The organism is Staphylococcus equorum (genome assembly GCF_029531845.1).
GTDB classification, from domain to species: Bacteria; Bacillota; Bacilli; order Staphylococcales; family Staphylococcaceae; genus Staphylococcus; species Staphylococcus equorum_C.
The window spans coordinates 463,789-478,503 of record NZ_JAMBPV010000002.1; the positions used below are offsets into that span (position 1 = coordinate 463,789).

A 14,715-nucleotide genomic window follows, 5' to 3' on the forward strand; every position below is an offset into this window, starting at 1 on the left:
ATATCTAAAATCTTATGATTTTTATCGTGCATACTTGCTTGATTTTTTATTATATAGTTCAAGCCAGTAGTCTCTTACTCATCCTATTTTCCCTGAGCATACCCACATTACAAAATCTGTACAATCACTGAAAAATCTCAAGGATTACAAAAATGCGATTACCCTTTTTTGATTATATTAAAGCACAGTATGGCGACATACCAGAGTATATAGTAACCATGTAAGTTATGGTAGCGAATCTAAATATGTGGCTAGCAATATAGTTCGTTAAATTGATGATTTTCAAATTCAACAATACTGATTTTGAAAGTGCTGAATATAAGTCAAAAACTACAGTCTCTATCACATCTCTAGATAATCATGCATAAAAATGTCGACAAAGTCTTAGACTTTGTCGACATTTTAGTAAATAGGACATAGATACATGCCCCATTTCTATTTTATTTGCATCAATTTAATACAATCAATTCGTTATGGTTGAGTTGTATTATAGGTATTTTTATTTTAATGCACTTTCAATATCTGTATATGATAAGTTTAATGCATCTGCAACGCTTTTATTAGTTAATTCACCATTAATCGTACTTAAACCTAAAGATAATGCTGGATTATCTTGTAGTGCTTTTAAATAGCCTTTTCCAGCTACTTGTTGCGCATATGGTAACGTTGCATTGTTTAATGCGATTGTTGACGTACGCGGCACTGCACCAGGCATATTAGCTACTGCATAATGTACTACCCCATGCTTTTTATAAGTTGGGTCATCATGTGTAGTAATACGATCTGTTGTTTCGAAAATGCCACCTTGGTCGATAGCAATATCTACAATAACTGCTCCGTCTCTCATTTGTTTAACCATTTTTTCAGTCACGAGTTTTGGCGCTTTTGCACCTGGAATAAGTACTGCACCAATGACTAAGTCACTGTTTTTAACGCATTGCTCTATGTTTAATGGGTTTGACATGATTGTATGTACTTGACCACCAAACAAGTCTTCTAATTGTTGTAAACGTTTAGGGTTAACATCTAAAATTGTAACGTCAGCACCTAAACCTAAAGCAATTTTCGCAGCATTTGTACCAGCTTGACCACCGCCAATAATACTTACGCGCCCTTTTTCTACGCCAGGTACACCACCAAGTAGAATACCCATGCCACCTTTATATTTCTGTAAGAACTCAGCACCAATTTGAGCAGACATACGACCTGCCACCTCACTCATTGGTGTTAATAATGGTAAAGAACGATCTGGCAATTGTACTGTTTCATAAGCGATACTAACTACTTTGCTTTCTAATAAAGCTTTAGTCAATTTCTCTTCGTTTGCTAAATGTAAATAAGTAAATAGAATTAATCCTTCCTTAAAGAATTGGAATTCTTCTTCCAATGGTTCTTTAACTTTCATAACCATATCTACGTTCCATACTTCAGCTTGTTCATTAACAATTTTTGCACCAGCTTCTGTATAGTCCACATCGTCAAAATAAGAGCCTAAACCAGCAGATTTTTCAACAATAACATTATGACCTTGCTCAACTAGTGCATGTACACCACTTGGGGACAAACTCACCCTGTTTTCGTTGTTTTTAATCTCTTTAGGAATACCTATAATCATTTCATCCACCTCCAAATTTATAGTAACGTGGATTCTATGAAAGCGCAATCAAAGAATAGAGTACTTTTACAACAGCAAATTATGTTAATATTCTGTAAATGGTGGTATAATATAAATAAGAAGAATAAGGAGGTCATTGAGATGCTAACTTATAAAAACATTTTAATTGCGGTAGACGGTTCACACGAGGCTGAATGGGCGTTTAATAAGGCTGTAGATGTTGCAAATCGTAACGATGCAAAATTAACAGTTGTGAACGTTATTGATTCACGAACATATTCTTCATACGAGGTTTATGATGCACAGTTCACTGAGAAATCTAAAAATTTCTCTGACGACTTATTAAAAGGCTATAAAGAAGTTGCGACAAACGCTGGTATTAAAGATGTTGAAACTCGCTTAGAATTTGGTTCTCCTAAAGCAATTATTCCAAAAAAATTAGCGACTGAAGTAGAAGCTGATTTAATTATGTGTGGTACTTCTGGTTTAAATGCTGTAGAAAGATTTATTGTTGGTTCAGTATCTGAAGCTATCGTACGCCACTCACCTTGTGATGTACTGGTTGTACGTACTGAAGAACTTCCAGAAGATTTCCAACCACAAGTAGCAACAGACGAACTTAGATCGCAACACCAAGCTCACTAAAAACATACTAAATCAATTTCATGAAAATGATTTAGTTATCTTTAAAGTATAAACAAAACAATTAGCTTGTTCGTTAGGATAGTTTGTTCATTAATTTAGAGCAATCTATCCTTTTTAATATTCCAAGTAGTGATCAAGCAAAGTTATTTTGCGCATTCAAAGTGATTTTACAAACTTCTTATCAAAATTTCATATGCACTTTAAACAAAACGTATATGATTGAAGTAGAAAAGCATGATGAGAGGAGTATGAATCATTTATGAAACCGATGCACAAAGCACTTATAACAAGCATGTTTACGTTATTCATTTCAAGCACAACATTACATAGCGAGATAGTTGCTACAGAAAAAGACAATTCATCACGTACCGTAGATCATCTCAAATTAATAGACACCAAAATCTTACCATATGATAAAACTTACAAAGGTACAAAAGTTGGCGGATTGTCTGGTATAACGTATGACCCTAAAAATGATAAATGGCTACTTATTAGTGATGACCGTTCAGAACACAATTCAGCAAGGTTCTATGAAGCTGATATTGACTATAATAACAACCAATTCAATAATTTCAAATTCAAGGACGTCCACAAATTGAAACAACCAAATGGCAAAGATTACATCAATAAAGAACAATATAAGGATGATGAAAACAATATTGTTGCTGACCCAGAATCGATACGATTCGACCCACTTAATAACGAGATTCTATATACAAGTGAAGGTGATCGTTCATTAGGATTGAATCCATTTATTCGCAAGGCAACTAAAGATGGTAAACACGTAGCTGAAATTTCGATTAAAGATACAATAAAAATGGACACACAAAATAAGAAAGGTTTCCGCAATAACCAAGCTATTGAAGGTAGCACTTTTTCTCAAGATGGCAATTCGTTATGGACATCTATGGAAGGCCCCCTATTACAAGATGGTGAAAAACCGACATTTGAATCAGGTGCCTTAACACGCATAACGCAATATGACCGCGAAGGCAGTATATTATCTGAATTTGCTTATCCACTTGATGCCATTCCTAAAAAACCTGGCAAAGATAAACAAGCCGATAATGGAATCACAGAAATATTAGCCATCAATGATCACGAATTCTTTACTTTAGAGCGTGCATCTGTACAAGCAGAAGATGGCTCATTTAGTAATTATGTGCGTATATATAAAATTGATGTTAGCAAAGGAACAGATATCAAAGATATAAATTCACTCAAACAAACAAACACAAAACCTTTAAACAAAACGCTGGTTGCTGATTTGAATGAACAAGATATTGGTAAAGTTGATAATATTGAAGGCATGACCTTTGGTAAAAAACTACCCAATGGTAATGACAGTTTAGTATTGACAGCTGATAATAATTTTAATGAAACACAACAATCTCAAATTATTGCTTTTGAGGTTAAACCAGAGAAAAAATAAACACTGCGATAAATTGATTAACAATATAATAAAAGCACCCATTCATTAGAACAACTAATGAATGGGTGCTTTTATTTTAATGAATCTAGGTTTACTTCCAGATTATTTTACGTTTCCAAAATCAACAACATCGCGAGCAATCATTATTTCTTCATTTGTAGGAATGACAATAACTTTTACAGGTGAATGTGGGTAATTAATGAAACCTTCAGATCCATGGATCATTTCATTTTTCTTAGCGTCCCAATAAACACCCATAAACTCTAAACCTTCTAAGACTTTTGCTCTTACAGGATCAGAATTTTCACCTACGCCAGCTGTAAATACAATAACGTCTACACCATGCATACGCGTCGCATACGAACCGATATATTTGTGAATACGAGATGCAAAGACGTCAAGCGCTAATTGCGCTCTTTCTTTACCCTCTTTAGAATCTTCAATGATATCTCTTAAGTCACTTGAAGTACCTGAAATACCTAATAATCCAGATTCTTTATTAAGTGTATTTAATACTTCTTCTGCATTTTTACCCGTTTTTTCCATAATAAATGGAATTAAAGCTGGGTCAATATTACCTGAGCGTGTGCCCATTGTTACGCCAGCTAATGGTGTAAAGCCCATTGACGTATCTACAGATTCGCCACCATCAATAGCAGCAATTGAAGCACCATTACCAATATGACACGAGATAATACGTAATTCTTCAATTGGTTTACCTAAAATTTCAGCTGCACGTTGTGAAACATATTTATGACTCGTACCATGAAAACCATATTTACGAATTCCGAAGTCTTCATAATATTGATATGGCAAACTATATAAATAAGATTTCTCTGGCATTGTTTGATGGAATGAAGTATCAAACACAGCGACATGTGGTGTCTCTGGTAAAAGTTTTCGGAATGCACGAATTCCCATTAAGTTTGCTGGGTTGTGTAACGGAGCTAATTCACTTAACGATTCAATTTGTTTTTCTACTTCATCAGTTATATAAACTGATTCTGGGAATAATTCTCCACCATGAACAACACGGTGACCCGTACCATCAATATCATTAATACTTTCAATGATACCATGTTTTTTAAAGCTTTCTAACATAATGTTTACTGCTACTTCATGGTTAGCAATATCATTTGTATCAGTAATTTTTTCACCATTAACTTCAATAGTAAAGACAGAATTTTTTAATCCAATGCGTTCAATAAGTCCTTTAGAAATAACTTTTTCTTCCGGCATTTCAATAAGTTGAAATTTCAGTGATGAACTACCAGCGTTAATGGCCAAAATTAATTTTGACATAAGCTTGATGCCTCCATTTTCAATTAAGTTTTAATATACCTATCTATTTAATCATTAATACAGTATATTTTCAAGAATAATACAGATTAATTTCCAGGATGATTTTCTTCCATCCACACATTTAAATCTTGTAAAAATGCTTGGAATTGTTGAGGACTTTTGAAATCAGGTATATTTGCTAATAAAACCTCTACTGGTTTAGTAACGTTTGTTTCTTTTTTCTGTAATACAAGAATAGATTTACGTGCTTTTTCATTTTTAAATAATGTCGATGGTAAATTTAAAAATGCTTGCATTTCTGTCTCTGTAGCAATAAAGTTTTGTAACTGTTTCACATTTGAACCTTCGAATATATTACTTGGAACAACTAAAAATGCAAAACCTGATTGTTTTAAGGCTACAACAGTTTGTTCAATTAATAAAAAGTGAGAGAAACTATGACCTTCTTCAAATCCTAAGGCCATTTCCTTACTTCGCTCATCTGCCGGATAATAACCAATAGGTAAATCACCTATAACAACATCTGCCTCTTCAAAAGGTAATGGCATAATTGCATCTTGAGGATAAACATCAAATGGTATTTCTAAAAAGTTGGCTAAATGAACGCTAACTCTTGATAATACTGGATCAACTTCTATAAGGTGGTGCATTACAGTATGTCCTGTTAACACTTCATGTACAGATGCACTTAGATGACCTGCTCCACTTGCGATATCTGCAACGTGTAGTTCTTCTTTATTTTTTAAGAAACGTTGAGATAGAAAACCTAAAATTAGACCAATAGAGTCTGGTGTAATTTGATGGTTTGCTTGGATATCTTCTTTTTGCATTAAGCTTAAGTATGCAAATTGAAATGCTTTTCTTCTATCTTGCAATGTAGCTTGTTCTAACAAGTCTCTTTTACTTGTATAAATGTGCTCCATTGCTAGTCCTAAGTTTTCAATAAAACTTTGACCATTATTTTCATTTAAAGCTTTGGCTTTTTCGTCGAGTGTTTGGAATAATTTTTCCATTACCGTTTCTTCTTGTGTCATTTAATAGTCCTTTCTAAAAAAACTGTCCATAATTTGTTTGAAATTAAGTCAGTTCATGCTAACTTATATTACCAAATAATTATGGACAGTATACTTTATAATGTCAATGATACTGTTTGATTGTTTAACTTCAAATCAAATGACAATTTTTATATTACTTTTATTAAATTTAAATAGTACGATATGCTTCTAAAGCAGCATCGAAGTCTGGGAAATCAGTGCCTTCAGAAACAACCTCAGTATATACTACTTTATTATTTTCATCTAAAACAAAAACTGAACGAGCAAGTAAACGTAATTCTTCCATAACTACGCCATAATTTTCACCAAATGAAAGTTCTTTATGATCACTTAAAGTAACCACGTTATCTAAGCCATTTGATGCACACCATCTTTTTTGTGCAAATGGTAAGTCAACAGAAATAGTTAACACGACGCCATCTTCCTGCGCTGCTTCTTCGTTGAATTTACGTGTTTGTTTGTCACAGACACCTGTATCAATAGATGGTACTACGCTGATTAATTTCTTTTGACCATCATAACTTGATAAAGTTACTTCATTTAAATCATTGTCTAACACTGTAAAATCTGGTGCTGTTTCACCTTTTTTTACTTGTGCTCCTAATAATGTAATTGGTTCTTGTTTAAATGTAATTTGCGCCATTTGAATGCCTCCTATAAAAAGTGCTTACTTGATAATTATAACTGTTTAATCTGATGAAATAAACCTTAAACCCTTTGAGTCATGTCAATCTACTTCAAATAAAACATTTTTTCAAATTTGTTTTTTATTACGACAGTATCGGCAAAATAATCATGTATACCTTTGTGTTTTTCTGTGAATATTGTTACTAAATAAGGTAAATTAGCAAATACGCCACTGATAATACGGCCAATCCATTCTCTAAACAATACGTCTACCCAAGTTAACGGTTGTCTATCTGCACGTTCCACTCTAATATTTAAAATCATTTTACCTATAGTTTGTTTAAAATATTTCGTTAATAACACAAAATACAAATAAAATACGAGTGCATCTAATACGTGACCTACACTAAAATAATCAATCCATAGCTTTGCATTATCTATATGTGTGAAATGATAAATTGGTTTCAAAATAATACTTTGAATACCAAAAACGATGAGTAAATCAATAAGAAAACTACAAAATCTTATACCAAACCCTGCGTAAAGTGCTTTTGCTAATTGATTATGAGCAAGCGCGTCCGACTCTGTTTGTGCTTTATTTGAATCTGCATCCGAATGTGCTGTATAATCTTGTTTTATATTATCCATTATTACACCTAACCTTCGTATAGATACATAGGTTCAGTTTCAGTATCATTTTTAATTATTGATTTAACTTCATTAAATTCATTTTTAAACTGAGAAATACTCGCTTTTGCATTATTAAACGATGAGAAGAAACTACCTTCTTCACTATATTCAAACACTTCTGCATCTTTTGCTTTCATATCTTTTTTCATTGCTTTTAAAGTTTCATCTTCATAACCAATTTCGTCGATTAAACCATTATCTTCCGCTTGTTGTGCACTGTAGATTCGTCCATCAGCTAACTTTCTAACTTTACTTTCAGACATATCTCTACCATCTTTAACTATATTTACAAATCGATTAAAACTATCATCTAATACAGATTGTAAAATGTCTTTCTCTTCACTTGTCATAGCTCTTGAGCTACTTAATATATCTTTATGATCCCCTGTTTTTATAACATTTTCTTTAACACCTAATTTTTCTTGTAAACCGGAATAATCTGTACTAGACATAATAGCGCCAATTGATCCTGTCATTGATTGAGGGCCTGCGTATATTTTGTCTGCAGGTGCTGAAATGTAGTATCCACCAGATGCTGCCATACTACCCATATGTACATAAATCTTTTTATCTTTTTGCTTAATTTCTTTTATCTTTTGATAAATTTCATCACTAGGATATGTGCCACCACCCGGGGTATTTACAGATAACAACATACCTTTGACAGAGTCATCTTTTTTCACGTTATCTAATTGTTTTAAGAACGCCTCATGGTTGTAACCACTGTCACCAAACACCCCTCCGCCTGTACCTTCAGCTATTTGACCATCTAATGTTAAATGCGCAATTCGTTTACTTGAACTGCCCTCTTTTTCTATTTTTTCTGTAAATGGATCCATTTTAGATGTAGCTTGTTCATCAAACAAAGATGAAAAGACCGCTGAAATTGAACTCATCACGATGCCACCTAACACGATAACGACCGCAAGTACGATTGCGATAATCCTTTTCTTCGACATTTACACTCACTCCCATAATTTTTTCTTTTGACTCCACCCTTAATTTAACCATAACCAATTAAACTATGTATACCTTATCTTAAATATAAGATGAAAGTCTTTAAAAATAAGAGTAATTTTTTTGATAACTACAATGAAAATGGTACTAAAATATGAATACAAATATAATATCTTTTTCGAAACACACACACAAAAAGGAGCAGGAGTACGAAGTCAAAATTTGATTTCGTATTCTCGCTCCCACAAGGCTGACTAGATATCAGACAACCACTTTATAATTTAAAACGCTTTTTTACTACTACATGATTTGCATTAAATAATCGTACGCATTTTTCAAAATTAAAATAGCAGTAACTACAATAAACAAACCTTTGACATAGCCAACGCCTTTTTTAATTGCAAATAAAGCACCCAAATACGATCCACAAATCATACTACCAGCCATGATAAAGCCATAAAAATAATCGACTTGGTCTAAGAAAATAAATAATATTAACGCCCCTAAATTGGACGCAAAATTTAATACTTTGGCATTGCCAGCCGCGCCTAGAAAATCAAATCCAAACATTAATAAAACAAAAAGCATAAATGAACCTGTACCACCGCCTAAAAATCCATCATATAGACCAATCAAGCACATTAAAGCTGCAAATAATATAGCTTTACCAGTAGTGAGTTTTGTAAAAGTACGTATGCTGCCCCAATCTTTTTTCATTAATGTATAAATCATTACAAGCGTTAAGATAATGATTACGACTGGCTTTAAAAGTTCAGACGGTAAGAATGTCGCGACACTCGCACCACCCATAGCCATTAGGAATACAAATGGAAATAACTTTCCAACAATTTTCAAATCAACATTGCCTGATCTTAAAAAACGAAATGCACTGGTCATCGATCCAAATGCACTGGCCAATTTATTTGTACCTAATGCCATAGCTGGTGGCATACCCACTGCTAAAAGTGCAGGGATAGAAATCAGCCCACCACCGCCGACAACTGCATCAATAAACGCTGCTAAAAATCCAAGAAGTATGATGATAATTACAATTGAAATGTCCCACTCTAACATGCGCCAACCCCTGTCTGTTTAAATCATGTTAACTGATTATTCATTATAAATTGAACATCTAAAACTATGCTTTCTATTTTTTAAATGATGCTTACTATAATTTAAACTTATATTTAAAATAAATCGTCTGCCAAAGCTTGTGTCTGTGAGTCTTTATCACTTTGGTAGTCATTTGAAATTTCTATTGTTTCGATTTGATCCACAGCTTGTTGTACTAATGGTTCAAAATCAAAAATATTTTCGTATTTTTCCACTTTTTCAATATCAGGTTCCGTTACAGGATTTTTCGGTGTGAAAATAGTACAACAATCCTCATAAGGTTGAATAGAGACATCAAAAGTTCCAATTTCTTTAGCTCTTTTCACGATATCTTCTTTATCTAATGTTAGTAATGGACGTAACACTGGCGTTGAAGTTACACTATTTATCGCGTACATACTTTTTAATGTTTGACTCGCAACTTGACCAAGATTCTCACCATTTACAATGGCATGGCCATCAATTTCATGAACGAGTTTGTCTGCTACTCGCATCATCATACGGCGTGTAGACGTCATTGTATAACGTTCATGTACAACTTTATTAACTTGTTTTTGTAAATCTGTAAAAGGCACAATGTGTAATTTAATTGGACCTACATGAGAAGCTAAAATACGTGTTAATTCAATAACTTTTTCTTTAGCTTTTTCACTTGTAAATGGCGGGCTATGAAAATGAATTGCTTCAATCATCGCACCTCTGCGCATGACTTCCATACCTGCTACAGGAGAATCTATACCACCTGAGAGCATAAGTAATGTTTTGCCACCCGTTCCAACCGGCAAGCCACCAAGTCCAGCTATAATTTTGTCATAAACATATATAGCATCTAAACGGACTTCTACTTTTATGTTGTGATCTGGATTGTGGACATCGACCGTTAAATCCTCTGTTGCATTTAATACCGCTGCACCAATCCCACGTTGTAATTGATATGTGTCATAAGGGAAGTTTTTATCTGAACGTTTCACGTCTATTTTAAATGTCTCTCCATGTGCGTAATCTTTTGCAAATTGGATGGCTTGTTCATTTGCGGCTTCTACCGTTTTATCAATTTTTAACACAGGACTAATAGAATAAATGCCGAATACTTTTTTAAGTCTATTACACATTTCGTCTATATCTGCGCCTTCCTCTAATTCAATATACATTCTATCTCTATTCGCTTTTACTTTATAGCCTTGCAATGGCATCAATGAACGTTTTACATTTGCCCGTAATTTGTTCACGAACATTTTACGATTTGCGCCCTTTAATGTTAACTCGCCATACCTTACTAATATATGATCATAAATCATATTAACAGCTCCCTTACTTCTTCATATACTTTATAAAAATTATCTTTAAATATTTGAATATCTTCTTGAGTCGTATTTGCTCCCATTGAAATTCTAATACTACCTTCAATTTGTTTTCTTGGCACATTCATCGCTAGAAGTACCTCGTTTAGGCTCGCTTTTTTAGATGAACATGCACTTGTTGTAGATAACATAATGCTATGTTTTGAAAATGCATTGACCAATACTTCACCTTTTACGCCTGGTAACCCTACATTAAGGATGTGTGGTGCCGAATTTTTGGGTGAATGCAGCTTTATACCGTGAAAACCTGTAAGAAATTGGCATAAGTCAGCATTGAATTCACTTAAAGTATGGTTAAGTTCTGTAGTATGATTTACAGCCGCTTTCATAGCTTTAACAATTGCAATATTCATTGGTAAATTAACTGTACCGCTTCTCACACCGTATTCTTGTCCACCACCGTGAATAATTGGTTGAAGTTGGTGAATATTTCGAACAAATAATACACCTTGTCCTTTTAAACCATGAAATTTATGTCCACTTAAACTCAACGTATCTACACCTTCAAACCTTAACGGCACTTTACCAATCGCTTGTACTGCATCTACGTGAAAATGCGCTTTAGGGTATTGATGTACGATTTCTGCTGCTGCCTTTATAGGCTGTATTTGCCCCATGATATTATTAACATGCATACAAGTTACTATAGCAACATCATCTGACATTAGTGTTTTTAAATGGTCCAAGTCGATTTGTCCATTATCAGTCACATTAACATATTTAACAATAAAGCCTTCTGTTTCCAATGAACGTACAACTTCTAATACGGATGGATGCTCAAGTACTGAAGTGATTATTTCATTAGCAAATGGCTTTTTCTTATACGCTACCCCTTTAAGCGCCATATTATTAGATTCAGTCGCACCACTTGTAAAAACAATATCAAATTTTTTATCTAAATTAAACAAACCTTTTATTTGTGTTTTAGTTTGTTCTAGCAATTGGTCTGCTTGTAAGCCGGCTTGATGTGGACTATTAGGGTTAAAATACAATGATTGATTTACTTTTACATAAGTATCCAACACGTCTTGGTTCGGCTTTGTAGTTGCGGCATTATCAAGATATATCAATTCTTTCACTCCATTTCATTTTATCATACACAGTTATATAAGAAACGATACTAATTTTATATTTATATTTAAGTTATTGCTGTAATAACAATACTTTTATGCCATTTTAAAAATTAATTTTATACTTTCCTTAAAGCATTATACTCGCTTTTGATAAAAAGAAAAGACACGAAATCATAATTCATTTCGTGTCTTACTCACGTTATTTTTAATAATTGAATAGTTTAACTAATAACTTGATCTTCTATTTGTTTTGTAATTCCTGGTTCAACACTTTCTAAAGCTTGTTCAGATATTTCAATTGAACGTTTGTATCTATTATTTTTGAATAATCTTTCAGCCTCATTAAGGCTCTTATCAATATTCGAACTATCTTTACGGTAACGATTACCATATTCAATAAGTTTCTCAGCATAAACTGCATTGACGAGTACATCAGTAGCTTCATCTTCGAATTTATTCATTTGTAGTACTACTTTAGATACTTTGTCTTTCAATTGTTTAACATGTATTGGACGTACACTGAATTTCTTGTTCACTTCACGCACTTCATAATCAATTTCATTTTTCATAATAATGAAACGTTCTGGTACGCTAGGCAAGTTTGAAGCTAATAATTTTCTATAAACTTCTTCTTTTTTACTTTGGACGCGTAAAATGTTTTCTTCTGCTTCTGCTTCATCTTCGCGTAGTTGAATTAAATGATTTTGTAATTTTTCTTGTTTTTCATTAATTACAGCTACATGTTCTTCGATATATTTCAAGTTATCTTGAACTTCACTGTAGCGTACTGCAGATTTAGCCATTTCTTTTAAAATTTCATCATAAACAGCAATTAAGTTTTGAATTTCATTTTCAAACTGTCTTACATTTTGTACGTCACTTTCATTTATATAGTAATTTTCACGTACATATTCAATTTCAGTTTGTAAAGTATAATTCATTTCTTTTGCTCTAAACAAATTATCTGTAATGACTTCTTTTGATTCTTCTACTTCATTTTTCGCTTTAACTTCGTGCTCAATTAATTCATACATTTCATCAAGACGATCATTAATATTATTTAATTTTTCATTCGCTTCATCAAGTTCTAATCTACTAATCATTGGTTCTACAAAACTAAGTTCTGTTTTAAGTGTTTGTAAAGTACTATCAATTTTGACATGGTCTAAATCATAGCCCTCTACTTTGAGATCTCTGCATCCGTATTTCATATCTTGGAACTGACCAGGCAATTCTTTTTGTGCTTCTCTGATTAACTCAGGAATTTCTGCCATATCCGTCTTTAAAAAGTTCATATCTTCATTTAAAGTTTTGATATGTTCATGTGCATAAATATAATTACCTTCTGCTTTATATGATTCATAGCTTTCCATTTCTGGTACGAATGATTCAATCTCATGTTCTAATGGTGCTGCTGCTTCACCGAACTGATGTCTATTTGCTAATACGTCGCGTTTCATTTCTCGGTAATCCACTTTACATTCATCATATAAGTGATCACTTTCTTTATGTACTCCCATAATATCTTCGACATCTGTAGTTAATACATTATAATTTTCTTCATATTTATCCATCAATTCGTGTGCTTCATCAATTTCAGTTTGCGCTTGCGAAAATTTAAATTTATCAAGTAAACCTTCCGCATTGTGAATCTTTTCTTCTAATGGTAACAAATATTGATTTTTACTATCTAATGACGTTTGTTTTAATCTATCATAAGTAGATTTTGTTTCACCTGTTAAAGTTAAATCAGATAATTGAGATAAACTTTCATCATAGGGTAGTTGCTCTACTTGTAATTTTCGTTCTTCAGCCTTCTCAATCATTTGGCTTTTATTCGAACGCATATAGAATAATACACCGACAATAATCAGTATAATAACAATAATTGCTAGAATGATATACAATACCATATGTTTTCTCCTCCTATTTTATCACTATTCATTATAACGTAATTTACCTATGCATTAAAAGGGAAAATGAATTAATCGATGATAATATTTTAAATTTCAAAGTAAATCTATCTCTGTTAATATTATGTATCATGTTGTCACTAAAAAAAGCCCTTACAAATCATTTGATTGATTACTATTAAAACAGTCTTTATACTAAATGAAAAGTAAAAAGTGAGGTTTTATTAATATGACAGAGGTAAAAGAAACAAATTACGATTTATTACAAAAGCAAGTTGCTAGTCTAATCGAAGATGAATCAAATTTAATTGCTATACTTAGCAACGTCTCAGCTTTACTAAATGATTCATTAGATCAAATTAATTGGGTTGGCTTCTATTTAATAGAAAATAACGAATTAATATTAGGTCCATTCCAAGGTCATCCTGCTTGTGTACATATTGCTATCGGCAAAGGTGTGTGTGGCACAGCAGTCGAAACAAACGAATCACAACTCGTTGAAGACGTTAATGCTTTCCCAGGACACATCGCATGTGATGCAAATAGTAAGTCAGAAATTGTTGTTCCTATTCATAAAGATAATCAAGTGATTGGAGTCTTAGATATTGATGCTCCTATTACAAATCGTTTTTCAAACACAGATAAAGTTGCTTTAGAAGAAATTGTTAAGATTCTTGAACAGCAAATAGCTTAATATTTAATAATCGTCTTTCTATAGGTAAATCTGGGTTTACTATTGACAGTAATTCATAACATGGTACAATGTTCTTTGTGTGAATAAACGAAATTAGCAGTTGCCTATTAGTTGGCTCTATGTTGTTCCCAACGCGGACGTGTCGTGTAACCGTAGCTATGAGGTGAGGACACATAAAACAATATATCCAAATAAGCATGCAACACTCTTTTTTGTTTTTTCATAACAACAAAAGAGA

The 14,715-nt window shown here is 32.8% G+C and carries 13 protein-coding genes; 3 read left to right on the top strand and 10 right to left on the bottom strand.

Going from position 1 to position 14,715, the window contains the following annotated elements; all coding sequences use genetic code 11:
• Nucleotides 1–499: 499 nt before the first annotated feature.
• Nucleotides 500–1,615 carry an alanine dehydrogenase gene (gene ald / locus M4L39_RS04530; RefSeq protein ID WP_277580953.1) on the bottom strand — a complete coding sequence of 372 codons (1,116 nt, stop codon included), beginning with the start codon at nt 1,613–1,615 and terminating at the stop codon, nt 500–502.
• Nucleotides 1,616–1,756: 141 nt separating this feature from the next.
• On the opposite strand from ald, the gene M4L39_RS04535 reads away from it, so the two are divergent.
• Both M4L39_RS04535 and M4L39_RS04540 read left to right on the top strand, forming a co-directional pair.
• A complete protein-coding gene (locus M4L39_RS04535) occupies nt 1,757–2,260 on the top strand; it encodes a universal stress protein (protein WP_277580954.1) in 504 nt (167 codons plus the stop codon).
• Between the two features lie 259 nt (nt 2,261–2,519).
• Complete coding sequence (locus tag M4L39_RS04540; RefSeq protein WP_277580955.1) at nt 2,520–3,692, top strand: esterase-like activity of phytase family protein; 1,173 nt, start codon at nt 2,520–2,522, stop codon at nt 3,690–3,692.
• 102 nt (nt 3,693–3,794) lie between these two features.
• Here the strand turns inward: M4L39_RS04540 and M4L39_RS04545 are convergent, their stop codons facing one another.
• From M4L39_RS04545 to ezrA, 9 genes are all read right to left on the bottom strand, one after another.
• A complete protein-coding gene (locus M4L39_RS04545; protein WP_277580956.1) occupies nt 3,795–4,994 on the bottom strand; it encodes an acetate kinase in 1,200 nt (399 codons plus the stop codon).
• An 86-nt stretch (nt 4,995–5,080) separates the two neighbouring features.
• On the bottom strand, nt 5,081–6,028 hold the full coding sequence (locus M4L39_RS04550; RefSeq protein ID WP_277580957.1) for a class I SAM-dependent methyltransferase: 948 nt from the start codon (nt 6,026–6,028) through the stop codon (nt 5,081–5,083).
• A gap of 169 nt (nt 6,029–6,197) precedes the next feature.
• A complete protein-coding gene (gene tpx, locus M4L39_RS04555) occupies nt 6,198–6,692 on the bottom strand; it encodes a thiol peroxidase (RefSeq protein ID WP_277580958.1) in 495 nt (164 codons plus the stop codon).
• A gap of 89 nt (nt 6,693–6,781) precedes the next feature.
• Nucleotides 6,782–7,324 (bottom strand): RDD family protein, encoded by a 543-nt coding sequence (locus M4L39_RS04560; protein ID WP_277580959.1) that lies wholly within the window; start codon nt 7,322–7,324, stop codon nt 6,782–6,784.
• Nucleotides 7,325–7,332: 8 nt separating this feature from the next.
• The gene (gene sppA, locus M4L39_RS04565; RefSeq protein ID WP_277580960.1) at nt 7,333–8,325 is read right to left on the bottom strand and encodes a signal peptide peptidase SppA; all 993 of its coding nucleotides are present in this window, start codon (nt 8,323–8,325) and stop codon (nt 7,333–7,335) included.
• Nucleotides 8,326–8,623: 298 nt separating this feature from the next.
• Nucleotides 8,624–9,397, bottom strand: a complete 774-nt coding sequence (locus M4L39_RS04570) for a sulfite exporter TauE/SafE family protein (RefSeq protein ID WP_069815374.1) — start codon at nt 9,395–9,397, stop codon at nt 8,624–8,626.
• A 113-nt stretch (nt 9,398–9,510) separates the two neighbouring features.
• Nucleotides 9,511–10,734: a tRNA uracil 4-sulfurtransferase ThiI gene (gene thiI, locus M4L39_RS04575; protein WP_277580961.1), complete on the bottom strand. Its 1,224-nt coding sequence runs from the start codon at nt 10,732–10,734 to the stop codon at nt 9,511–9,513.
• The gene (locus tag M4L39_RS04580) at nt 10,731–11,867 is read right to left on the bottom strand and encodes a cysteine desulfurase family protein (protein WP_277580962.1); all 1,137 of its coding nucleotides are present in this window, start codon (nt 11,865–11,867) and stop codon (nt 10,731–10,733) included. Before M4L39_RS04580 ends, thiI begins: the two co-directional genes overlap by 4 nt.
• A 224-nt stretch (nt 11,868–12,091) precedes the next feature.
• A complete protein-coding gene (gene ezrA, locus M4L39_RS04585) occupies nt 12,092–13,783 on the bottom strand; it encodes a septation ring formation regulator EzrA (RefSeq protein WP_277580963.1) in 1,692 nt (563 codons plus the stop codon).
• A gap of 229 nt (nt 13,784–14,012) precedes the next feature.
• On the opposite strand from ezrA, the gene M4L39_RS04590 reads away from it, so the two are divergent.
• Nucleotides 14,013–14,477 carry a GAF domain-containing protein gene (locus tag M4L39_RS04590; protein WP_277580964.1) on the top strand — a complete coding sequence of 155 codons (465 nt, stop codon included), beginning with the start codon at nt 14,013–14,015 and terminating at the stop codon, nt 14,475–14,477.
• Nucleotides 14,478–14,715 lie beyond the last annotated feature (238 nt).

Bases quoted from the DNA above. Each gene is read 5' to 3' on its own strand.
- ald (WP_277580953.1), bottom strand. From the start codon at position 1,615: ATGATTATAGGTATTCCTAAAGAGATTAAAAACAACGAAAACAGGGTG.
- M4L39_RS04535 (WP_277580954.1), top strand. From the start codon at position 1,757: ATGCTAACTTATAAAAACATTTTAATTGCGGTAGACGGTTCACACGAG.
- M4L39_RS04540 (WP_277580955.1), top strand. From the start codon at position 2,520: ATGAAACCGATGCACAAAGCACTTATAACAAGCATGTTTACGTTATTC.
- M4L39_RS04545 (WP_277580956.1), bottom strand. From the start codon at position 4,994: ATGTCAAAATTAATTTTGGCCATTAACGCTGGTAGTTCATCACTGAAA.
- M4L39_RS04550 (WP_277580957.1), bottom strand. From the start codon at position 6,028: ATGACACAAGAAGAAACGGTAATGGAAAAATTATTCCAAACACTCGAC.
- tpx (WP_277580958.1), bottom strand. From the start codon at position 6,692: ATGGCGCAAATTACATTTAAACAAGAACCAATTACATTATTAGGAGCA.
- M4L39_RS04560 (WP_277580959.1), bottom strand. From the start codon at position 7,324: ATGGATAATATAAAACAAGATTATACAGCACATTCGGATGCAGATTCA.
- sppA (WP_277580960.1), bottom strand. From the start codon at position 8,325: ATGTCGAAGAAAAGGATTATCGCAATCGTACTTGCGGTCGTTATCGTG.
- M4L39_RS04570 (WP_069815374.1), bottom strand. From the start codon at position 9,397: ATGTTAGAGTGGGACATTTCAATTGTAATTATCATCATACTTCTTGGA.
- thiI (WP_277580961.1), bottom strand. From the start codon at position 10,734: ATGATTTATGATCATATATTAGTAAGGTATGGCGAGTTAACATTAAAG.
- ezrA (WP_277580963.1), bottom strand. From the start codon at position 13,783: ATGGTATTGTATATCATTCTAGCAATTATTGTTATTATACTGATTATT.
- M4L39_RS04590 (WP_277580964.1), top strand. From the start codon at position 14,013: ATGACAGAGGTAAAAGAAACAAATTACGATTTATTACAAAAGCAAGTT.